Source organism: Pseudomonas costantinii (assembly GCF_001870435.1).
Classification (GTDB): Bacteria; Pseudomonadota; Gammaproteobacteria; order Pseudomonadales; family Pseudomonadaceae; genus Aquipseudomonas; species Aquipseudomonas costantinii.
The window spans coordinates 601,405-620,666 of record NZ_MDDR01000034.1 but is presented as its reverse complement, the minus strand read 5'-3'; the positions used below and the strand labels follow the sequence as shown (position 1 = coordinate 620,666).

Sequence of the window (19,262 nt, the reverse complement as noted above, 5' to 3'; positions counted from 1 at the left end):
CAACACTGGCGGCTTTGCGGCGTCTAACGCCCACAATTACCCAGGAGTTACCCGATGAATGCTCGTCTGCTAGGTTTGGCCATGGTTGTTGGATTGTCGCTGCCCGTGGCGGCTCAGGCGCAGATGCTGGCGCCGGGCTTGTGGGAATTGACCACCAGCAATATGAAAGTCGATAACCAAGACCTGCCGGACCTTTCGCTGATCCTCGGCCAGCTCAAGCAACAGATGACCCCTGAGCAGCGTGCGATGCTGGAAAAACAGGGCATCACCATGGGCGGAAAAGGCGTGCAGGTATGCCTCACCCCGGCCCAGGTCGCCTCTGACTCGATCCCCCTGACCGACCCTCAATCGGGCTGCAAACAGGAGGTCACCGACAAGACCGGCAACCAGTGGAAATTCCGCTTCAGCTGTCCGAAAGCCCAAGGCACCGGCGTGGCGACCTTCCAGAGCCAGAAAGAGTTCACCACCACCGTCAACGGTACTTTCAATGCCACCGGCATCCAGCAGAAGGGCAGTCTGGACAGCCATGCCCAGTGGCTGGGCAACGACTGCGGCACCGTCAAACCCCGCGCTTAACGCAAAAAATGCAGGGGCAAGCCCTGACAACTGTCGACCACTTGGCCGTTGTGCCACGCCAGGTGGCCTGACACCAGCGTGGTGCTGACGCTGTGGCGAAAGCTGCGTTCGGCGAAGGGTGTCCAGCCGCAGCGCGCCAGGATCGGTTGGCTGCTGACCGGCTTGCCGTCGGGCTCGGGTTTGATCAGCACCAGGTCGGCCCAATAGCCTTCGCGTAAATAACCGCGATCGGGAATCGCAAACAGGTCAGCCACCCGGTGGCTGGTCTTCGCCACCAACGTGGTCAGCGGCAGATGCCCGTCGGCCACCAACTCCAGCAACGCCGGCAGCGCGTGTTGCACCAGCGGCAGCCCTGACGGCGCTTCGCGATAGCCCAACTGTTTTTGCGCCCAGGTATGCGGCGCATGGTCACTGCCAATCACATCCAGACGATCGCTCAGCAAGGCCAGGCGCAGGGCGTCACGGTCGGCGCGGGTTTTGATCGCCGGGTTGCATTTGATCTGGTGGCCGAGGCGATGATAGTCGCGGTCATCAAACAGCAGGTGGTGCAGGCAGACTTCGGCGGTGATGCGCTTTTCGGCCAGGGGTTTGTCTTCAAACAGCGCCAACTCGCGGGCGCTGGTCAGGTGCAGCACGTGCAGGCGCGTGCCGTGACGCTTGGCCAACTCCACGGCAAAAGACGATGAGCGATAGCAGGCTTCGGCATCGCGGATCAACGGATGGGCGACCGCGGGGATGTGGTCGCCGAAGCGTTCGCGCAGGCGCTGCTCGTTGGCCAGGATGCTCGGCGTGTGTTCGCAGTGGGCCAGCAGGATGGTCGGTACTTCGGCGAACAGCCGTTCCAGAATCCGTGGATCGTCCACCAGCATATTGCCGGTGGACGCGCCCATGAACACTTTGACCCCGGCCACTTCGCGCGGGTCGAGGGCGGCGACGGTGTCGAGGTTGTCGTTGCTCACGCCAAAGTGAAAACCGTAGTTGGCCACCGAGTGCAGCGCGGCGCGGCGCTTTTTGTCGGCCAGCGCTTCCAGGTTCAGTGTGGCGGGGTTGGTGTTGGGCATGTCCATGAAGCTGGTGATGCCTCCGGCCACCGCCGCGCGGGATTCGCTGTAGAAGCTGCCTTTGTCCGGCGCGCCGGGTTCGCGAAAGTGCACTTGGTCGTCGATCATTCCCGGCAGTAGCCACTGACCGTTGGCATCGATTTCCACCGGCTCGTTGTAGCCTTCGAGGCTGCCGGCAATCTTCTCGATACGGCCATTGGCGACCAGTACATCGGCGTCGAATTCCTGGCCTTCATTCACCAGGCGGGCATTGCGAATCAGCAGGCGGCTCATGGTTCAGAACTCGTTTTGCAGGGCTTTGTAACCGCGCACCAAGTCGACGTTGGTGCGCGCCACGTCTTCGGAAAACTCCGAGGCGCTGACGCTCACCGGTGGAAATTGCGACAGGTCGGTGTTGGGCCCGATGCGGGTGGTGGAGGGCACGTAGAAGGCGGCCGGCAAGTCGCGGCCGTCGACTACCGAGTTGTGACGCACCACGCAGCCATCGCCGACGGCGCAGTTGAACAGCACGCTGTTGAAGCCGATGAACACGCGATCGCCGACGGTGCAGGGGCCGTGGACGATGGAACGGTGGGCGATAGAGGTGAATTCGCCGATGGTTACTGCCGCGCCGGATTTGGAATGGATGACCACGCCGTCCTGGATGTTGGAGTTGGCACCGATGGTGATCGGGTCCATGTCGCCGGTGGCGTCGACTTCGTCGGCGCGGATCACGGCGTAGGGGCCGACGAATACGTTCTCGCCGATGATGACCTTGCCGCAAATGATCGCGGTCTTGTCGACGTAGGCCGATTCGGCAATCACCGGCAGGTCGCCGGAAGGGTTCTTGCGGATCATGCTGCTGGCTCCGTAATGATGTGGACATGGTCGCCGTCGATGGCGTTGTAGAAGCAAGTGGGGCGGCCGGTGTGGCAGGCCGGGCCCTGCTGATTGACGAGCAGCAACACCGCGTCGCCGTCGCAATCCAGGCGTGCTTCGATCAACTGTTGCCAGTGGCCGGAGCTTTCGCCTTTGCGCCACAGCTGCTGGCGCGAGCGCGACCAGTAGCAGACCTGCCCAGTGGCCAGGGTTTCGTCGAGGGCCTGGCGGTTCATCCAGGCCAGCATCAACACCTCTCCACTGCCATGCTGCTGGGCGATTGCGGCAATCAGACCATCGCTGTTCCACGGCAGGGCGCTTAGGACTTGTTCGAGTGGAAAACGGCTGCCAATGGCAGCCCCTTCCAGTTCGAGCATGCTCAAGGTCATGGCTTGCTCAAAGCCGCGCACAGGGTGTTGAGGTTGTATTCGAACAGCCCGGTGAAGGTGCTGGCCGGGCCTTCGGCGGCGAGGGCGTCGGAATACAGCGTGCCGCCGATCTGCGCGCCGCTTTCGTCGGCGATTTGCTTGAGCAGGCGCGAGTCCTTGATGTTTTCCATGAACACGGCTTTGACCTTGTCTTTGCGGATCTGGGTGATCAGCGCAGCGACTTCGGCGGCCGACGGTTCACGCTCTGTCGACAGGCCTTGAGGCGCGAGGAATTGGATGCCATAGGCCTGGCCCAGGTAACCGAACGCGTCATGGGAGGTGACGATGCGACGGTTGCCCGCCGGCAGCGCACCGAACTTGGTCTTGGCTTCGGCCAGCAGGCGGTAGATTTCTTTCAGGTAGGCCTGGCTGTTGCGCAGGTAGTCGGTCTTGTTGGCCGGGTCTGCAGCCACCAGCGCCTTGGTGATGTTGTTCACGTAGATTTCGGCGTTGGCCAGGTTGTGCCAGGCGTGTGGGTCGGGGATGGTTTCGCCGTCTTCTTCCATGGTGTGGGAGATCACGCCCTTACTGGCGGTAACCACTGTGGCTTTGGTTTCGGTGCTGGTGACCAGACGGTCCAGCCATGGCTCGAAGCCGAGGCCGTTCTTGATGATGACCTTGGCCTTGAGCAGCGCCTTGGCGTCATCCGGCGTGGGCTCATAGGTATGGGCGTCGGCATCCGGGCCAACCATGTTGCTGATCTGGATGTGATCGCCACCGATCTGGTGGGTGATGTCACCGAGAATACTGAAGCTGGTGACCACCTGGAGTTTGTCTGCGGCCTGCGCCATCGACAGGGGCAGCAGGATACTGAACAGCACGAGTAAAGCGCGCATCGGGAAACACCTCATTGGGATGTAAGAGAGGGCGGGCGGCGCAGCAAGCCGTGCACCGGACCGAAGACCACGGACAGCAAATACCCACCGCCAGCCACCAGCACGATGGCCGGGCCGCTGGGCAGCGAGTAGTAGAACGACAGCAACAAACCAAACCACACCGACAGGCATCCCAGCACCGCCGATACCGCGATCAACACCGGCAGGCGCCGGCTCCAGAAACGTGAAGCAATGGCCGGCAACATCATCAAACCCACCACCATCAACGCGCCGATGGCTTGGAAACCGATCACCAGGTTCAGCACCACCAACGTTAGGAACAACCCGTGGGCGAGAGGGCCGAGGCGGCTGACGGTTTGCAGGAACAGCGGGTCGAGGGTGTCCAGCAGCAGCGGTTTGTAGATCAGCGCCATGGCGATCAGGCTGAAGCCGGAGACCCAGAGCATGCCGGTCAGCGTGGTTTCATCGACGGCCAGGGCCGAGCCGAACAGCAGGTGCAGCAGGTCCAGGCGCTTGCCGGCAAGGCCGAGGATCAGCACGCCCGCAGCGAGGGAGATGGGGTAGATAGCTGCGAGGCTGGCGTCTTCGCGCAGGCCGGTACGACGGGTGATCCACGCGGACAACCCGGCCATGCTCAGGCCGGCGCCGAGGCCGCCGATGGTCAGGGCAGGTAGGCTGAGCCCGGCGAACCAGAAGCCGAGGGCGGCGCCGGGCAGAATGCCGTGGGCCACGGCGTCACCGATTAGGCTCATGCGCCGCAGGATCAGGAACACACCCAGTGGCGCGGTGCTGCACGCGAGCACCAACCCGCCGATGAGGGCGCGGCGCATAAAGACGAAGTCGGAGAAGGGCATCCACAGGTGGGCGGCGAAGTGCATCAGGCCACCTGCATGTGCGGTTGCGGGCGGATCAGCTCTTTGCTGGGGCCGAACACGCAGCCGGTGCTTTTGATTTGCACCACCTGCTGGGTGTGGTGGCGCACGGACGCCAAGTCATGACAGACGATTACCACCGTGCGGCCCGCGTCGTGCCAGGCGTGAATGTGTTTCCAGCACAGGGCTTGGCCTTCTTCGTCGAGGGCGGCGTGTGGCTCATCGAGCAGCAACACCGGCGCTTCGGCCAGGCTCATGCGGGCGAGCAGGGCGCGTTGCAGTTCGCCGCCGGACAACGCCATCAACGGGCGATGTTCCAGGCCGCGGAGGCACCAGTCTTCCAGCACGGCTTGCAGGCGTTGGCTGCGTTGTTGCGGGGTGAGCTTGGTGCCCCAGAAACCGGCGGCGACCAGCTCTTGCAGGCTGATGGGGAACTGGCGATCCAGGTGTTGCTGCTGGGGCAGAAATGACAGGCCGCCACGGCGCGGAACATCCACAGTGACTTTGCCCGCCAGCGGCTTTTGCAGGCCTGCGATGACTTTGAGCAGGCTACTTTTACCGGTGCCGTTGGCGCCGATGATGCCGGTGAGACTGCCTTTTTCAAGCGTGAGGTCGATGGCGGGCGTCAGCGGTTGGCCGGGGGCGCCCCAGCGCAAAGCGTTACAGGTGATCATGCAGAGTGTCTCGTCCAGCGGCTTTCAGCCACGGCATCGTGCGCGTGCAGGCTTTCGGCGTGGATCACTTTCAGGTGGAAGGCTTTGACGGCATCCGAGCGTTTCAAGGCGAGGTTCAGGCGGCGGGCGGCGTCTTCGCAGAACATCAGGTTCTGCCCGTTGGCCAGGGCGAAGGCTTGTTCGTCCGCGCGTTTCACAGCGGTTTGCACGGCGGTACCAAGGGCCGCTTCGACGTTGTCGATCAGGTCGGTGAGTGGCAGGCTGACTTGGTTGTTTTCCAGTTGGATGGATAACTGCGCGCTGCTGCGTTGACTGTGGGGCGTGGCGACGATGCCGTTGGCGCTGCCGAGCCAGGTCAGCACGTCTTCATGCTGCAACGGCGTGTTGGCGAAATCTGCGAGAAATTGTTGCTGAATCAACTGCCTGGCGAGGGCAGCGGAGCAAGGGCAGGTTGAGGAATAGGTAACGTCAATTTTTAGTTCCACGTGGAACATCTGGTTTTCCAGACGCGCTTCGATGCACACCGGGTAGCCTTTCCAACCGGCTAATGGGCTTATCAACGCCTGCCGTTTGAGCAACAAATTGGTGTGGATGCGCAGGTAGGCGTTCTTAGATAAACCTTCATGACTCTCTAGAAAGCGCTCAAGTAGAGTACGCAGAAGCGCAGGCGTCAGCGGCTGTTGGTCGAGCATTTCCAAGGCCAGGTACAGGCGTGACATATGAATGCCACGGGCTTCGCCGTCGTCCAGGCTTACGCCCGCATCGGCGGTGGCGGTCAGGCGCTGGCCGTCGATGAGGATCGGCAAGGCGATACCGCACATGCCCACCCAGTCCAGTGGTAAGGCTTGGCGTGAAGCCTGCGCGGCGATATCCGGCAGAGTCAGCGCATTCATGAGCAGGTCCATCGTTGGAAATAAAAAGACATGTTATATTATAACTATTGAGTCGACGATGATTTTTCTGCTCCAGCCTTTCTTCAGTCATGTCGAGCAGGGACGCTCCTTTATTTGCGGTATATGTCATGCACAGACGTCAGCTTCTCAACCTGCTACTGGTCAGCCCCTTGCTCGCCTTGCCTTTGGGGGCCTATGCCACGCAGATTCGCAATGCGCGCCTGTGGCGCTCGGACGATAAACTGCGGCTGGTGCTCGACCTCAGTGGCCCGGTGCAATACAAGACTTTTTCCCTGACCTCACCGGAACGCTTGATCATCGACCTGAGCGGCGCCGGGCTCAGTGGCGATTTCTCTCAGCTTGTACTGAAGAACAGCGGGATCACCTCGATTCGCTCCGGACATTTCGGCAAAGGCGATACGCGAATTGTTCTGGACCTGGCCGCGCCGATGCAGCTCAACAGCTTCTTATTGCCGCCGCAGGATGGCCAAGGTCATCGCCTGGTACTGGACCTGACCAGCGCCACCCATGCACCTCGTCAAATTGCCGCTGAAGTTGCGCCGCTGGTTGCGTCAGCGGCGCCGGTGGATAAAGCGCATCCCAAGCGCGACATCATCGTGGTGGTCGATCCTGGTCATGGCGGTAAGGACCCGGGCGCCATCGGTTCCAAGGGCCAGCGTGAAAAAGACGTGGTGCTGTCGATCGCCCAGTTGCTGGCCAAACGCTTGAAGCGCGAGAAGGGCTTTGACGTGAAGCTGGTACGCAACGACGACTTCTTCGTACCACTGCGCAAGCGCGTAGACATTGCCCGTCAGCACAAGGCCGATATGTTCATCTCGGTGCATGCCGATGCCGCGCCACGGCTCACGGCCTCCGGGGCCTCGGTGTACGCATTGTCGGAAGGCGGCGCGACGTCCGCCACGGCGCGCTTCATGGCACAGCGCGAGAATGGCGCCGACCTGCTGGGTGCTACCACGTTACTGAATCTCAAGGACAAGGACCCGATGTTGGCCGGGGTGATTCTCGACATGTCGATGAACGCCACCATCGCCTCCAGCCTGCAACTGGGCAGCTCGGTGCTGGGCAGCCTGCAAAACATCACCACGCTGCATCAGAAGCGCGTGGAACAGGCAGGTTTCGCGGTGCTTAAATCACCGGACGTACCGTCGATCCTGGTGGAGACTGGGTTCATTTCCAATACCCAAGACGCCCAGCGACTGGTGACGGCGCGTCATCAACAGGCAGTGGCTGATGGCCTGTTTGAAGGCCTGAAAAAGTACTTCCAGAAGAATCCGCCGATGAACAGCTACATGGCCTGGGTTCAGGAACAAAAGAACGGCCAGGTCTAACAACCAGTAATACGGCTGCACGTGAACTTGGCGCTGGCCCCACCGGAACTGGAAAACCGGTTGATGGTGGTCCAGCCTACGCGGCGCGTGTAGCCGACCCACGCCTCACCATCGGACGCCAACCCGGTAAAGAACGTCAGCTGCCCATAGCGGCTGTTGGTCTGTGCCCAATAGCGTTTGCCGATCACCTCAAAACCCCGCAAGTACGTGGTGCTGCCGACAGTCGCCACGCTGTAGGCATTCCCCAAAGGGTCCACACAGGCCAGCAGGTTGGCGCTGCGCGTGCAGTTGGCCAACAGGCTTGGCGTTTGGGCGCAGGCCTGTCCTGCCGCTGCCAAAAGCAGGGCGCACACCAGGTATTTCATAGGGCTTCTCGGGGCAAGGAAGTGTTCAAGCATTGCGCCCTTCGTCGTGGCGAGCAAGGGGGATTGGCTTATTTGTGTTGTTATACTATAACATTAAAAAACAGCCTGACCCGTGAACCGCTTCCCATGACTGAACAAGACCTCCTGACCCAACCGCCTGCCAACTACATGAATGAAGCCCAGCAAGGCTTTTTCCGCGAATTGTTGCTGAGCCAACGCGACGAGCTGCAAGCGCGCATCGACGCCGAGTTCCTGGGGCTGCGTGAGCAGGAAACCAGCAGCGACCCGGCGGATGTGGGCAGCGCCGAAGAACAGCGCCAATGGCAAATGCGCCTGCTGGAACGGGAAAAGAAGCTGTTGGACAAGATCGACGACGCCCTGGAACTGCTGGCCCGCGGTGAATACGGCTGGTGCCGTGAAACCGGCGAGCCCATTGGCCTGCAACGCCTGCTGCTACGTCCCACCGCGACCCTGTGTATCGAAGCCAAAGAACGTGAAGAGCTGCGCGAACGCCACCGACGGGCGATTTGACCGGCCAACCCTGATGAGGATTACCTGATGACCAATCGTCTCCCCGTTACCGTGCTGTCCGGCTTCCTCGGCGCCGGTAAAAGCACACTGCTCAACTACGTCCTGCGTAACCGCGAAAACTTGCGGGTGGCGGTGATCGTCAACGACATGAGCGAAATCAATATCGACGGCAGCGAGGTCCAGCGCGACGTCACCCTCAATCGCGCCGAAGAAAAACTGGTGGAGATGAGCAACGGCTGCATCTGCTGCACCTTGCGTGAAGACTTGCTGGAAGAAGTCGGAAAGCTCGCCAAGGAAGGTCGGTTCGATTACCTGTTGATCGAATCCACTGGCATTTCCGAACCGCTGCCTGTGGCGGAAACCTTCACCTTTCGCGATGAAAACGAGCAAAGCCTGGCCGATATCGCACGCCTGGACACCATGGTCACCGTGGTTGATGGCATGAACTTCCTGCTCGACTATCAGGCCGCTGAAAGCCTGGCCTCACGGGGCGAAACCCTCGGTGAAGAGGACGAGCGTTCCATCACCGATCTGCTGATCGAGCAGATCGAATTTGCCGACGTGATCCTGATCAGCAAAATCGACCTGATCAGCAGCCGCGAGCGCGAGGAGCTGGTGGCCATCCTCGAGCGCCTGAATGCCCAAGCGGAAATTATCCCGATGGTCATGGGCGAAGTGCCGCTGAACAAGATCCTCAACACCGGTCGTTTCGATTTCGAGCGCGCCGCCCAGGCCCCGGGCTGGTTGCAGGAGCTGCGCGGTGAGCATGTGCCGGAAACCGAAGAGTACGGCATCGCTTCCACGGCTTACCGTGCGCGTCGTCCGTTCCATCCACAGCGTTTCTTCGACTTTATCGACCGCCCGTGGGTAAACGGCAAACTGCTGCGCTCCAAGGGCTTTTTCTGGCTGGCCAGCAAGCATCAGGATGCGGGCAGTTGGTCCCAGGCTGGCGGTTTGATGCGTCATGGTTTCGCCGGGCGCTGGTGGCGTTTTGTGCCGAAAAGCCAGTGGCCCCAGGACGAAGAAAACGTGGCGGCGATCATGGGTAATTGGCAATTGAGCACCGGCGATTGCCGCCAGGAACTGGTGTTTATCGGACAAAACATCGACTTCACCCAGATGCGTGCCGGGTTGGATGCGTGCTTGCTCAACGATGAAGAAATGGCCCTGGGCGTTGAAGGTTGGCGCCTGCTGGCCGATCCTTTTGGCCCTTGGTATGAGGAGGCAGCCGCCTGATGCTGGCCCAGGTAATCCCTTTGCGCCCGGTGATCCGGCAGACTCGCGGTGAAACCCCGCTGGCGCTGTCCGACATCCTCGAAGATGGCGTCAACCTGGCGCTGTGGCAGCGCCAGCTGCCCCTGCATATCGCCGAATTCGGCGCTTTGCTGGTGGCGCTCAATGAGCCGTTGGCTGAATCCTTGGTGATTGAGCTTAACAGCGAGGACGCTGTGCCGAACTTGCAGGGTTTGGCGTCAAGCTGTCGTGATCTTGAAGGCTATGAAGGTTTTATCGCCGACGTGTCGTGGTTGATCAGCGCCTTTGGCTGCCTGCTCGGCGCCAAGCGTATTGGTGTGCGTTTGCGGCTGTTGGATAAGGCCATGTGCCCACGCTTTCATGTCGACCACGTGCCTGTGCGGCTGATTACTACTTATGCCGGCATCGGCAGCCAATGGCTGCGTGAAGGCGTGATGGATCGCCGTAAACTCAGCCAGCCGGATGGGGAACCCACCGACCGCATCGAGCAGATCCACTGCGGCGAAGTAGCTCTGCTCAAGGGCACGAAATGGCACGGCAACGAAGGCCACGGCCTGATTCATCGCTCGCCCGCGCTGAAGGCGGACGAACGCCGATTGATCCTGACGCTGGATTGGCTGGCGTAACCGCGTAGGATCAAGCTCTCTATACGGTCTGAATGATGCCCCTCATGCTGCAGAACATTCCCACCCACGTCATTGCCGGACCCTTGGGCGCCGGCAAGACCAGCCTGATCAAGCACCTGTTCGCCCAACGCCCGGCCAATGAGCGCTGGGCTGTGTTGATCAACGAGTTCGGGCAGATCGGCCTGGACGCAGCCTTGCTCACCCAGGCCGACGACGGCATTGCCCTGGGCGAGGTGGCGGGCGGCTGCTTGTGCTGTGTGAATGGTGCACCGTTCCAGGTAGGCCTGGGCCGCCTGCTGCGTAAGGCCAAGCCGGATAGGTTGTTTATCGAACCATCGGGTTTGGGCCACCCGGCGCAGTTGCTCAAGCAACTACGCGAGGCGCCGTGGCAGAACGTGCTGGCGGTTCAGCCCTGTGTGCTGGTGTTGGATGCCCAGGCGCTGGCGGCGGGCAAACCCTTGCCTGACGCGCAGCGCGAGACGTTGGCCAGTGCCGGGCTGCTGGTATTGAATAAAGATGAGTCGCTGGATGCCGTGCAGCGCCAGGCTGTCGAACGGCAGCTTCCCGATTGCCCGCTCTATTGGACACGCCAGGCGCAATTGCCGCTGGCACAGTTGCCAGGTCTAAATGCAAAAGCGGGCGCCGCTGTGGATAACTTCGAAGTGCCCAAAGGGTTGGCGCAGATACCGGCGATCTGGAGCGATCCCGCGCTGCCCATCTGCCTCAGCCAGGCCCAGGAGGGGGGCTGGAGTATTGGTTGGCGCTGGCACCCGAGCCAGCAATTCGATACTCAGCGCCTGCATGACTGGTTAAAAGACCTTGATTGGCGCCGTGCCAAACTGGTTATCCACAGCGCAAAAGGTTGGGTCAGCGCCAACGCTGTGGATAACAGTCCACTCCCCTGGCAACCCAGTGAATGGCGCCGCGATTCACGTATCGAATTGATCTTCAGCGAGCCACAGGACGTGGCCGCTTTACAGAGCGCGCTGGCAGCCTGCCGTCAGTGACGATTCTTGGTGGCGTGGTCCTGGCGCCATTGGCTTAGCTCAATCACCTCAGCGCTGGGCAGCGGCGTCTTGATCTCGAACGGGTAGGGTGCCAGTTCGATCTGCGCGCTGTGGGCACCGAATTGGGTGATAGTCCCAGGATGGCGGGTTTCACCGGTCACGGTGAACTCAAAGTTATAGATGCGTGCCAGGCGGCGCCGACCATTGGCATCTTTTACGAAGCCGATGCGTTTCAACGCCACCGCACCGTCGAGCAGTTCGATATCGAGCTTGGCGCAATGCTGCTTGACCCGCTCCAACGCCCGCTCGCGCAGGCCATGGTTGTGCCACACCCAGGCGGCGCCAGTCGCCAGCAGCATCAACACGAAGATGTTTCCCAGGGTCAGCATGCGATGAACTCCAACAAAGTGAGAGCAGCTTAACTGTGTCGCCGGTCTGTCGTACAGGCTGTGTTTAGTCGCATACTGCGCGGCCAGAATTTAAATGGCTCTACGGAAATCCCCTGCATGAAACGCACACCTCATCTGCTTGCGATCCAATCTCATGTGGTCTTTGGCCACGCCGGAAACAGCGCCGCCGTGTTCCCCATGCAGCGGGTCGGGGTGAACGTCTGGCCGCTGAACACTGTGCAGTTCTCCAACCACACTCAGTATGGACAGTGGGCGGGCGAAGTGTTGGCGCCGCAGCAAATTCCGGCACTGGTGGAAGGCATTGCGGCGATCGGTGAGCTGGGCAACTGCGACGCGGTGCTGTCCGGTTACCTCGGCAGTGCGGACCAAGGCCGTGCAATTCTGACCGGTGTGGCGCGCATCAAGGCGATCAACCCCAAGGCCCTGTACCTGTGCGACCCGGTGATGGGGCACCCGGAAAAGGGTTGCATCGTGCCGCAGGAAGTCAGCGATTTCCTGCTGGACGAGGCGGCTGCCATGGCTGACTTCCTGTGCCCTAACCAACTGGAACTGGACAGCTTTGCCGGGCGTAAGCCGCAGTCGCTGTTCGATTGCCTGGGCATGGCCAAGGCATTGTTGGCGCGTGGGCCGAAAGCGGTGCTGGTCAAGCACCTGGATTACCCTGGCAAGTTGCCGGATGGCTTCGAGATGCTGCTGGTCACCGCTAATGGCAGCTGGCACTTACGCCGGCCGCTGCTGGCGTTCCCGCGACAGCCGGTGGGCGTGGGCGACCTGACCTCGGGGCTGTTCCTGGCGCGGGTGTTGCTGGGCGACAGTCTGTTGGCGGCCTTCGAATTCACGGCGGCAGCGGTGCACGAAGTGCTGCTGGAAACCCAGGCCTGCGCCAGTTACGAGTTGGAGTTGGTGCGCGCTCAGGACCGTATCGCCCATCCTCGCGTGCGCTTCGAAGCCACGCCGATCGGCCTGTAAGCACACATTTCTTGATCCTTACGGCGCGTCGTCTTTGATTTCCCGGTAGCGCTTCTCCAATTCCTGGCGAATTTGCCGGCGTTGCTGGGCCTGCACGAAGCGGCGCTTGTCTTCACTGTTTTGAGGCTGTAGCGGCGGTACGGCGGCAGGTTTGCGCTGGTCGTCCACGGCCACCATGGTGAAGAAGCAGCTGTTGGTATGACGCACCGAGCGCTCACGAATGTTCTCGGTCACCACCTTGATGCCCACTTCCATCGATGTGTTGCCGGTGTAGTTGACCGACGCAAGAAAGGTCACCAGCTCGCCGACATGGATCGGCTCGCGAAAAATCACCTGGTCTACCGACAAAGTCACTACATATCGGCCGGCGTAACGGCTCGCGCAGGCGTAGGCCACTTCGTCGAGGTACTTGAGCAGGGTGCCGCCGTGGACATTGCCTGAGAAGTTAGCCATGTCAGGGGTCATCAATACCGTCATCGACAGCTGGGCGTTTCCGGGTTCCATAGCACACTCACGGTTGTAGGCATCGGTTGGGGAGGCACCTCTGCGGGTGCTGGAATCTTTGCAGCGCTATCCCTAACGGGACGCCGGTGGGCGGCTTGCCGTCACGCCTGCACCGATCTGTTTCCATATATTGCACCGGCTTTCTGCCGGAAGTCGCGGTGTTACCCTTCAAAAGCCCATCTCAGGGCATTTCTTACGATTAAGGCCGACTTTTCCTTCCGCTCTTTGCGACCGTTCAACAGTGCGTGTGGAAGTGGGAAAAGCGCCGGTACCCTCAAGGAGCCCCTCGCCATGCACGCCATCAGCTTTATCCAGGACCTGGCCGTGATCATGTTGGTGGCAGGGGTTGTCACCATCCTGTTTCACCGCCTCAAACAGCCAGTGGTGCTGGGTTACATCGTCGCCGGGTTCATCATCGGCCCCCACACCCCACCGTTCGGCCTGATTCACGACGAAGACACCATCAAGACCCTCGCCGAGCTGGGGGTGATCTTCCTGATGTTCTGCCTGGGCCTGGAGTTCAGCCTGCGCAAGCTGTTCAAGGTTGGCGCTACGGCGTTTATCGCGGCCTTCCTGGAAATCATCCTGATGATCTGGATCGGCTACGAAATCGGCCGCTGGTTCGACTGGAACACGATGGACTCGCTGTTCCTCGGCGCGATCCTGGCGATTTCCTCGACCACCATCATCGTCAAGGCCCTCAACGACCTGAAGATGAAAAACCAGCGTTTCGCCCAACTGATCTTCGGCGTGCTGATCGTCGAAGACATCCTCGGCATCGGCATTATCGCTTTGCTGTCGAGCATTGCCGTCAGCGGCACGGTCAGCTCCGGTGAGGTGTTCTCCACGGTCGGTAAGCTCTCGCTGTTCATGATTGTCGCGCTGGTCATCGGCATTTTGCTGGTGCCGCGCCTATTGGCCTACGTGGCCAAGTTTGAAAGCAACGAGATGCTGCTGATCACCGTATTAGGCCTGTGTTTCGGCTTCTGCCTGCTGGTGGTCAAGCTGGAATACAGCATGGTGCTGGGCGCATTCCTGATCGGCGCAATCATGGCCGAATCCCGGCAGTTGGTTAAGATCGAGCGTTTGATCGAGCCGGTTCGCGACATGTTCAGTGCGATCTTCTTTGTCGCCATCGGCCTGATGATCGACCCACAAATCCTGCTGCAATACGCTTGGCCGATCGCGGTGATTACCGTGGCCGTGGTGCTGGGCAAGATGGTGTCCTGCGGCCTGGGTGCGTTTATTGCCGGTAACGATGGACGAACCTCGCTGCGCGTGGGTATGGGGCTGTCACAGATTGGCGAGTTTTCCTTCATTATCGCGGCGCTGGGCATGACCTTGCAGGTGACCAGCGACTTCCTCTATCCGGTGGCGGTGGCCGTGTCGGCGATCACCACGTTGCTGACGCCCTACCTGATTCGCGGTGCTGACCCGCTATCGTTGAAGATTGCGGCGGTCATGCCCAAGCGCATGAGCCGGGTGTTCGGTATGTACGGCGAATGGCTGCGCAGCATTCAACCGCAAGGTGAGGGTGCGATGCTGGCGTCGATGATCCGCAAGATCATCCTGCAAGTGGGGGTGAACCTGGCATTGGTGGTGGCGATCTTCTTTGCAGGTAGCTTTTTCGCGGCGCGCATCGGTGGGTATTTGGAGGGTTGGATCAGCGATCCAAGCTGGCAGAAGGCGCTGATTTGGGGCGCAGCGTTGCTGCTGTCACTGCCGTTTTTGATTGCGGCGTATCGCAAGCTCAAGGCGCTGTCGATGTTGTTGGCGGAGATGAGTGTGAAGCCGGAAATGGCCGGGCGGCATACCCAGCGTGTACGACGAGTGATCTCCGAACTGATCCCCATCCTGTCGTTGCTGGTGATCTTTCTGCTATTGGCAGCCTTGTCGGCCAGTATTCTGCCGACCAACAAGTTGCTGGTGCTGATCGCCGTAGTGACGGCAGCCGTGGCGGCTGTGCTCTGGCGGTGGTTCATCCGCGTGCATACGCGGATGCAGGTCGCCTTGCTGGAGACGCTGGATAACCATAAGGACACGCCAGAGCACTAGAGATTTTGGTACGGGGCTTAGCTTTCCAGCCAGACGTCCCGTGCCCAGTGCCACACCGATTCCCAGGTTTCTTCGGTAACCAGTTCCTCTTCGCCGGACCACAGCACCACAGTGCCGTCTTCTTCGACGCAATAGTAGTCGTCACCGTCCTGGCAGATTGGAATCATGCTGCGATCAACGCCGGCATCCCAGGCATTGGCGGCAACGTCCGGCAGATACGTGTGGGATTGTGGGTCGGTGACGGTCACCGGCTCCAGGCTGCCATACACCACGTCGCTGACGGTCAGCAGGAATTCACGGAAGACAAAGGGGATGTCGATGAACAGTTGTTCCTCGATTTCCACAATCTGATCTTCATCAGGCAGTTCCAGAGGAACCGGGACCGGTTCGTTGGCTTCACGCAATTGTTCGATAATTTCTTCCACGGCCGGGATCCTCTTGCTGATGGCGCGGTTTATAGGGGCGTTTTATACAGTAGCTCGCTATAAGTGCAACCGTGAAATAGAAAACCCCGGAACATGTCCGGGGTTTTTATTACTACGGGCTCAAACGCGCAGCTATCAGCCGTTCTGGCGGATACCGGCGACCAGCCAAGGCTGGTTCTCGCCTTGCGGACGTTCCATGTTCCAGCTTTCGCTGAACACTTCGCCCTGGTCGAAACGCGAGGTCTTCGACACGCCACTGAAGGTCAGGGTGGCGATGGTCTTGTCGGCGCGATCATCCACACCTTCCAGTTGCACGCGCAGGTCGTCGATGTAGGTCGACTGGAACGCGTCGCCCAGGTCGGCGCGTTCGCGCTTGAGGAACTCCAGCAGTTGCGGGGTCACGAACTCGGCGATCTTGTCCATTTCGTTGGCGTCCCAGTGTTGTTGCAGGGACTGGAAGTGGCTGCGGGCCGCTTCGACGAAACGCTCTTCGTTGAACCAGGCCGGTGCGTTGATCACCGGACGGGCGGCGGCAGGCGCTGCCGAACCACCGAAGATCGAGCCCATGGCAGGCTTTTGTTCGAACACTTCACGCTGCATCGGCGCGCCAGCTGGAGCCAGGTGCTCCTGCTGCTTGCGTCGACGGGCGGCGATAAAGCGGAAGATCACAAAGGCGATGACCGCCATGATCAGGATGTCGAAGATCTGCATACCCTGGAAGCCGCCGCCCATGAACATGGAAGCGAGCAGGCCACCGGCGGCGATACCGGCCAGAGGGCCCAACCAGCGCGAAGCACCACCGGCCTTGGCCGCAGCGCCAGCAGCACCGGCTGCGCCTGCAGTAGCCGCTGCACCGCCCATGCCACCGGCAGATGGGGCCATTTGGCTGGTCTGGTGAGTCGGTGCCGCGCCCATGCTTTTACCGCCACCAAAGCGTTTGGCGTTGGCGTCGATGCTCATCGTCAGGCCGATGCACAACGCCATGGCGATGCTAAGAAAACGTTTCATAAAGGGAATTCCCATTTGTGGATTGCACGCGCGCCATGTTGCACAGGTGTCGTGACAGTGGCTAGCGGCAGAGTGTTTCGGGCTTTTGCGTAAGACCGATTCAGAATGGCCTGTAGGACTAATTACAGATATTGGCCCGCGCTGCTGAAATACAAGGGCTGGCCCACCGATCATTCCCACGCAGAGCGTGGGAATGATCAAGATCTATCAGATTGCTTCCAGCTTCGCGTAACCCATCATCAGCCACTTGCTGCCTTCGGCAAAGTTCACCTGTACCCGCGCCTGGGCACCCGCGCCTTCGAAGTTAAGGATAACCCCTTCGCCGAAGATTGCGTGCTTGACCTGCTGGCCCAGGCTGAACGGTGTTTCCGGAATCTCGGAACCGGCAAACATGCTGCTGGAGTTCTGCTGCTGGCCACCGCCGAATGGGCGGCTGACGCTGTTGGACAGGCGCACTTCCTGGATCAGCCCCTTCGGCACTTCACGTACGAAGCGCGACACCTTGTTGTAGGTCTCGCTGCCGTACAGGCGTCGGGTTTCGGCGTAGGTCATCACCAGGTTTTGCATGGCCCGGGTGATGCCCACATAGGCAAGGCGACGTTCCTCTTCAAGGCGGCCGGGCTCTTCCAGGCTCATCTTGTGCGGGAACAGGCCTTCTTCCATGCCCACCAGGAACACATACGGAAACTCCAGGCCCTTGGCGCTGTGCAAGGTCATCAGTTGGATGCTGTCCTCATGCTCATCGGCTTGGGTATCGCCGGCTTCAAGCGACGCATGGCCGAGGAAGGCGGCGAGCGGGGTCAGCTCTTCATCTTCTTCGGTGTTTTCGAACGCGCGGGCGGCGCTGACCAATTCCTCAAGGTTTTCTACCCGAGCCTGGCCTTTCTCGCCTTTTTCCGCTTCGTGGTAGGCAATCAAACCGGACTGTTCGATCACCGTCTGAGTCATCAAGTGCAGAGGCATTTCCATGCACTTGGCGGCCAGGTTTTCGATCAGCTCGACAAACCCACCCAACGCCCCGGCGGCGCGGCCGGTCAGGCCTTTATTGACGATCAGCAAGCGCATGGCTTCCCACATCGACACATCGGCATGACGCGCGTGGTCGCGAATCGCTTCGACGGTTTTCTCGCCGATGCCACGGGCCGGGATATTGATCACCCGCTCCAGCGCCGCATCGTTGCCACGACCTTCCAGCAAACGCAGGTAGGCCATGGCGTTCTTGATTTCCGCACGCTCGAAGAAGCGCTGGCCGCCATAGATGCGGTACGGGATGCGTTCACGCAGCAAAGCTTCTTCCAAGACCCGCGACTGGGCGTTGGAACGGTAGAGAATCGCGATATCGCTGCGCGCCAGGCCGGTTTTCAGGGCGCTTTCGATGGTTTCCACCACGTAGCGCGCTTCATCGTGCTCGTTGAACGCGGCGTATAGGTTGATCGCTTCGCCTTCGCCGCCGTCGGTCCACAGCTCTTTGCCCAGACGCCCGGTGTTGTTGGCGATCAAGGCGTTGGCGGCCTTGAGGATCCCGGCGGTGGAGCGATAGTTCTGCTCCAGGCGGATGGTGACCGCGTCCGGGAAGTCTTCGGAGTACTGGTAAATGTTCTCGATTTTCGCGCCACGCCAGCCGTAGATCGACTGGTCGTCGTCGCCCACTACCATCAGGCTGTCGCCACCTTTGGCCAGCAAGCGCAGCCAGGCGTATTGCACGGCGTTGGTGTCCTGGAACTCGTCCACCAAAATGTGCCGGAAGCGCTTCTGGTAATGGGCCAGCAAGCCTGGGTTATCGCGCCACAGGTCGAGGGCGCGCAGCAGCAGCTCGGAGAAGTCGATCACCCCGGCGCGCACGCAGGCAGCTTCGTATGCTTCATAAATGCTGCGCATGGTGGCCAGGAACAAATCGCCGCTGGCCTGGATATGTTGCGGGCGCAGACCTTCGTCTTTTTGGCCGTTGATAAACCATTGCGCCTGGCGGGCGGGCCAGCGTTGTTCGTCGAGGCCCAGCTCACGGATCACCCGCTTGACCAGGCGTTGCTGGTCGTCGCTGTCGAGGATCTGGAAGGTCTGGCTCAGGCCAGCTTCCTGCCAATGCGCCCGCAACAGGCGGTGCGCCAGGCCGTGGAAGGTACCCACCCACATGCCGGCCGGGCTGATGCCCATCAACTGCTCGATGCGGTGACGCATCTCGGCAGCGGCCTTGTTGGTGAAGGTCACCGACAGGATGGAATGCGGGGACGCGTTTTCAACCTGGATCAACCAGGCGATACGGTGCACCAGCACTCGGGTTTTACCGGAGCCAGCACCGGCCAGGACCAACTGACGGCCAACGGGGGCTGCTACGGCCTGGCGTTGGGCATCGTTGAGGGAATTCAGCAAAAGGGAGAGATCATCGCGCATCGGCGCATTCTATGGCCCCCGGTGGAGTGGGGCAAATCCCAATGCCGGGTGGTCGCCGGAAAACATCAGGCGCGATCCTTGTCGGGTAAACATTCTGCTGGGAGTGATGACCGGTCGGTCATAGGCCACAGCCCGCGCAGCGCCTCGCTCAAGCTGTCTGGCCCCGAGGT

At 60.7% G+C, this 19,262-nt stretch carries 21 protein-coding genes; 8 read left to right on the top strand and 13 right to left on the bottom strand.

The window, feature by feature from the left end; all coding sequences use genetic code 11:
- The first annotated feature begins 54 nt into the window (after nucleotides 1–54).
- A complete protein-coding gene (locus tag BFL40_RS18330) occupies nucleotides 55–576 on the top strand; it encodes a DUF3617 domain-containing protein (RefSeq protein ID WP_071485296.1) in 522 nt (173 codons plus the stop codon).
- Here the strand turns inward: BFL40_RS18330 and BFL40_RS18325 are convergent.
- Genes BFL40_RS18325 through folE2 form a run of 7 tightly spaced genes read right to left on the bottom strand, consistent with a single transcriptional unit; the run spans nucleotide 573 to nucleotide 6,198 of the window.
- On the bottom strand, nucleotides 573–1,910 hold the full coding sequence (locus tag BFL40_RS18325; RefSeq protein WP_071485295.1) for a dihydroorotase: 1,338 nt from the start codon (nucleotides 1,908–1,910) through the stop codon (nucleotides 573–575). The two genes, BFL40_RS18330 and BFL40_RS18325, sit on opposite strands and share 4 nt — an antisense overlap.
- Before the next feature lie 3 nt (nucleotides 1,911–1,913).
- Entirely contained in the window at nucleotides 1,914–2,474 is a 561-nt protein-coding gene (locus tag BFL40_RS18320; RefSeq protein WP_017135756.1) for a gamma carbonic anhydrase family protein, read from the bottom strand.
- A complete protein-coding gene (hisI, locus tag BFL40_RS18315; RefSeq protein WP_071485294.1) occupies nucleotides 2,471–2,884 on the bottom strand; it encodes a phosphoribosyl-AMP cyclohydrolase in 414 nt (137 codons plus the stop codon). The genes BFL40_RS18320 and hisI overlap by 4 nt, the downstream gene beginning before the upstream one ends.
- On the bottom strand, nucleotides 2,881–3,759 hold the full coding sequence (locus BFL40_RS18310; protein WP_071485293.1) for a metal ABC transporter substrate-binding protein: 879 nt from the start codon (nucleotides 3,757–3,759) through the stop codon (nucleotides 2,881–2,883). The genes hisI and BFL40_RS18310 overlap by 4 nt, the downstream gene beginning before the upstream one ends.
- 11 nt (nucleotides 3,760–3,770) lie before the next feature.
- A complete protein-coding gene (locus BFL40_RS18305) occupies nucleotides 3,771–4,637 on the bottom strand; it encodes a metal ABC transporter permease (RefSeq protein WP_071485292.1) in 867 nt (288 codons plus the stop codon).
- On the bottom strand, nucleotides 4,637–5,305 hold the full coding sequence (locus BFL40_RS18300) for a metal ABC transporter ATP-binding protein (RefSeq protein ID WP_071485291.1): 669 nt from the start codon (nucleotides 5,303–5,305) through the stop codon (nucleotides 4,637–4,639). The genes BFL40_RS18305 and BFL40_RS18300 overlap by 1 nt, the downstream gene beginning before the upstream one ends.
- Nucleotides 5,302–6,198, bottom strand: a complete 897-nt coding sequence (folE2, locus tag BFL40_RS18295; protein ID WP_071485290.1) for a GTP cyclohydrolase FolE2 — start codon at nucleotides 6,196–6,198, stop codon at nucleotides 5,302–5,304. Before folE2 ends, BFL40_RS18300 begins: the two co-directional genes overlap by 4 nt.
- A 128-nt stretch (nucleotides 6,199–6,326) precedes the next feature.
- On the opposite strand from folE2, the gene BFL40_RS18290 reads away from it, so the two are divergent.
- Nucleotides 6,327–7,547 (top strand): N-acetylmuramoyl-L-alanine amidase, encoded by a 1,221-nt coding sequence (locus BFL40_RS18290; RefSeq protein WP_071485289.1) that lies wholly within the window; start codon nucleotides 6,327–6,329, stop codon nucleotides 7,545–7,547.
- Here the strand turns inward: BFL40_RS18290 and BFL40_RS18285 are convergent.
- The gene (locus BFL40_RS18285) at nucleotides 7,544–7,912 is read right to left on the bottom strand and encodes a glutamine synthetase (protein WP_071485288.1); all 369 of its coding nucleotides are present in this window, start codon (nucleotides 7,910–7,912) and stop codon (nucleotides 7,544–7,546) included. The genes BFL40_RS18290 and BFL40_RS18285 overlap by 4 nt on opposite strands.
- A 126-nt stretch (nucleotides 7,913–8,038) precedes the next feature.
- On the opposite strand from BFL40_RS18285, the gene dksA reads away from it, so the two are divergent.
- From dksA to BFL40_RS18265, 4 genes are read left to right on the top strand one after another with little or no spacing between them, the layout of a single operon-like run.
- Nucleotides 8,039–8,443, top strand: coding sequence for an RNA polymerase-binding protein DksA (gene dksA, locus BFL40_RS18280; protein WP_071485287.1), 405 nt, complete (start codon nucleotides 8,039–8,041; stop codon nucleotides 8,441–8,443).
- A gap of 27 nt (nucleotides 8,444–8,470) precedes the next feature.
- Nucleotides 8,471–9,679 (top strand): zinc metallochaperone GTPase ZigA, encoded by a 1,209-nt coding sequence (gene zigA / locus BFL40_RS18275; RefSeq protein ID WP_071485286.1) that lies wholly within the window; start codon nucleotides 8,471–8,473, stop codon nucleotides 9,677–9,679.
- Nucleotides 9,679–10,323 (top strand): DUF1826 domain-containing protein, encoded by a 645-nt coding sequence (locus BFL40_RS18270; RefSeq protein WP_071485285.1) that lies wholly within the window; start codon nucleotides 9,679–9,681, stop codon nucleotides 10,321–10,323. The genes zigA and BFL40_RS18270 overlap by 1 nt, the downstream gene beginning before the upstream one ends.
- A gap of 44 nt (nucleotides 10,324–10,367) precedes the next feature.
- On the top strand, nucleotides 10,368–11,330 hold the full coding sequence (locus BFL40_RS18265; RefSeq protein ID WP_071485284.1) for a CobW family GTP-binding protein: 963 nt from the start codon (nucleotides 10,368–10,370) through the stop codon (nucleotides 11,328–11,330).
- On the opposite strand, the gene BFL40_RS18260 is transcribed toward BFL40_RS18265, so the two are convergent.
- The gene (locus BFL40_RS18260) at nucleotides 11,324–11,719 is read right to left on the bottom strand and encodes a DUF3301 domain-containing protein (RefSeq protein ID WP_071485283.1); all 396 of its coding nucleotides are present in this window, start codon (nucleotides 11,717–11,719) and stop codon (nucleotides 11,324–11,326) included. The two genes, BFL40_RS18265 and BFL40_RS18260, sit on opposite strands and share 7 nt — an antisense overlap.
- A gap of 117 nt (nucleotides 11,720–11,836) precedes the next feature.
- Here BFL40_RS18260 and pdxY point away from each other — a divergent pair, with 117 nt between their 5' ends.
- Nucleotides 11,837–12,709 (top strand): pyridoxal kinase PdxY, encoded by an 873-nt coding sequence (pdxY, locus tag BFL40_RS18255; protein WP_071485282.1) that lies wholly within the window; start codon nucleotides 11,837–11,839, stop codon nucleotides 12,707–12,709.
- An 18-nt stretch (nucleotides 12,710–12,727) separates the two neighbouring features.
- On the opposite strand, the gene BFL40_RS18250 is transcribed toward pdxY, so the two are convergent.
- Nucleotides 12,728–13,213: an acyl-CoA thioesterase gene (locus tag BFL40_RS18250; protein WP_071485281.1), complete on the bottom strand. Its 486-nt coding sequence runs from the start codon at nucleotides 13,211–13,213 to the stop codon at nucleotides 12,728–12,730.
- 291 nt (nucleotides 13,214–13,504) lie between these two features.
- Here BFL40_RS18250 and BFL40_RS18245 point away from each other — a divergent pair, with 291 nt between their 5' ends.
- Complete coding sequence (locus BFL40_RS18245; RefSeq protein ID WP_071485280.1) at nucleotides 13,505–15,268, top strand: cation:proton antiporter; 1,764 nt, start codon at nucleotides 13,505–13,507, stop codon at nucleotides 15,266–15,268.
- A gap of 17 nt (nucleotides 15,269–15,285) precedes the next feature.
- Here BFL40_RS18245 and BFL40_RS18240 read toward each other — a convergent pair whose 3' ends face one another.
- The 3 genes from BFL40_RS18240 to uvrD all read right to left on the bottom strand — a co-directional run bounded on the left by BFL40_RS18240 (nucleotide 15,286) and on the right by uvrD (nucleotide 19,092).
- Nucleotides 15,286–15,693, bottom strand: a complete 408-nt coding sequence (locus BFL40_RS18240; protein ID WP_017135771.1) for an SMI1/KNR4 family protein — start codon at nucleotides 15,691–15,693, stop codon at nucleotides 15,286–15,288.
- Between the two features lie 135 nt (nucleotides 15,694–15,828).
- Nucleotides 15,829–16,701, bottom strand: a complete 873-nt coding sequence (locus BFL40_RS18235; protein ID WP_071485279.1) for a Tim44 domain-containing protein — start codon at nucleotides 16,699–16,701, stop codon at nucleotides 15,829–15,831.
- A gap of 207 nt (nucleotides 16,702–16,908) precedes the next feature.
- Nucleotides 16,909–19,092, bottom strand: a complete 2,184-nt coding sequence (uvrD, locus tag BFL40_RS18230; RefSeq protein WP_071485278.1) for a DNA helicase II — start codon at nucleotides 19,090–19,092, stop codon at nucleotides 16,909–16,911.
- Between the last annotated feature and the right edge of the window lie 170 nt (nucleotides 19,093–19,262).

Excerpts from the sequence above, each read along its gene's own strand:
- BFL40_RS18330 (WP_071485296.1), top strand. The coding sequence starts at position 55 with ATGAATGCTCGTCTGCTAGGTTTGGCCATGGTTGTTGGATTGTCGCTG.
- BFL40_RS18325 (WP_071485295.1), bottom strand. The coding sequence starts at position 1,910 with ATGAGCCGCCTGCTGATTCGCAATGCCCGCCTGGTGAATGAAGGCCAG.
- BFL40_RS18320 (WP_017135756.1), bottom strand. The coding sequence starts at position 2,474 with ATGATCCGCAAGAACCCTTCCGGCGACCTGCCGGTGATTGCCGAATCG.
- hisI (WP_071485294.1), bottom strand. The coding sequence starts at position 2,884 with ATGACCTTGAGCATGCTCGAACTGGAAGGGGCTGCCATTGGCAGCCGT.
- BFL40_RS18310 (WP_071485293.1), bottom strand. The coding sequence starts at position 3,759 with ATGCGCGCTTTACTCGTGCTGTTCAGTATCCTGCTGCCCCTGTCGATG.
- BFL40_RS18305 (WP_071485292.1), bottom strand. The coding sequence starts at position 4,637 with ATGCACTTCGCCGCCCACCTGTGGATGCCCTTCTCCGACTTCGTCTTT.
- BFL40_RS18300 (WP_071485291.1), bottom strand. The coding sequence starts at position 5,305 with ATGATCACCTGTAACGCTTTGCGCTGGGGCGCCCCCGGCCAACCGCTG.
- folE2 (WP_071485290.1), bottom strand. The coding sequence starts at position 6,198 with ATGAATGCGCTGACTCTGCCGGATATCGCCGCGCAGGCTTCACGCCAA.
- BFL40_RS18290 (WP_071485289.1), top strand. The coding sequence starts at position 6,327 with ATGCACAGACGTCAGCTTCTCAACCTGCTACTGGTCAGCCCCTTGCTC.
- BFL40_RS18285 (WP_071485288.1), bottom strand. The coding sequence starts at position 7,912 with ATGAAATACCTGGTGTGCGCCCTGCTTTTGGCAGCGGCAGGACAGGCC.
- dksA (WP_071485287.1), top strand. The coding sequence starts at position 8,039 with ATGACTGAACAAGACCTCCTGACCCAACCGCCTGCCAACTACATGAAT.
- zigA (WP_071485286.1), top strand. The coding sequence starts at position 8,471 with ATGACCAATCGTCTCCCCGTTACCGTGCTGTCCGGCTTCCTCGGCGCC.
- BFL40_RS18270 (WP_071485285.1), top strand. The coding sequence starts at position 9,679 with ATGCTGGCCCAGGTAATCCCTTTGCGCCCGGTGATCCGGCAGACTCGC.
- BFL40_RS18265 (WP_071485284.1), top strand. The coding sequence starts at position 10,368 with ATGCTGCAGAACATTCCCACCCACGTCATTGCCGGACCCTTGGGCGCC.
- BFL40_RS18260 (WP_071485283.1), bottom strand. The coding sequence starts at position 11,719 with ATGCTGACCCTGGGAAACATCTTCGTGTTGATGCTGCTGGCGACTGGC.
- pdxY (WP_071485282.1), top strand. The coding sequence starts at position 11,837 with ATGAAACGCACACCTCATCTGCTTGCGATCCAATCTCATGTGGTCTTT.
- BFL40_RS18250 (WP_071485281.1), bottom strand. The coding sequence starts at position 13,213 with ATGGAACCCGGAAACGCCCAGCTGTCGATGACGGTATTGATGACCCCT.
- BFL40_RS18245 (WP_071485280.1), top strand. The coding sequence starts at position 13,505 with ATGCACGCCATCAGCTTTATCCAGGACCTGGCCGTGATCATGTTGGTG.
- BFL40_RS18235 (WP_071485279.1), bottom strand. The coding sequence starts at position 16,701 with ATGAAACGTTTTCTTAGCATCGCCATGGCGTTGTGCATCGGCCTGACG.
- uvrD (WP_071485278.1), bottom strand. The coding sequence starts at position 19,092 with ATGCGCGATGATCTCTCCCTTTTGCTGAATTCCCTCAACGATGCCCAA.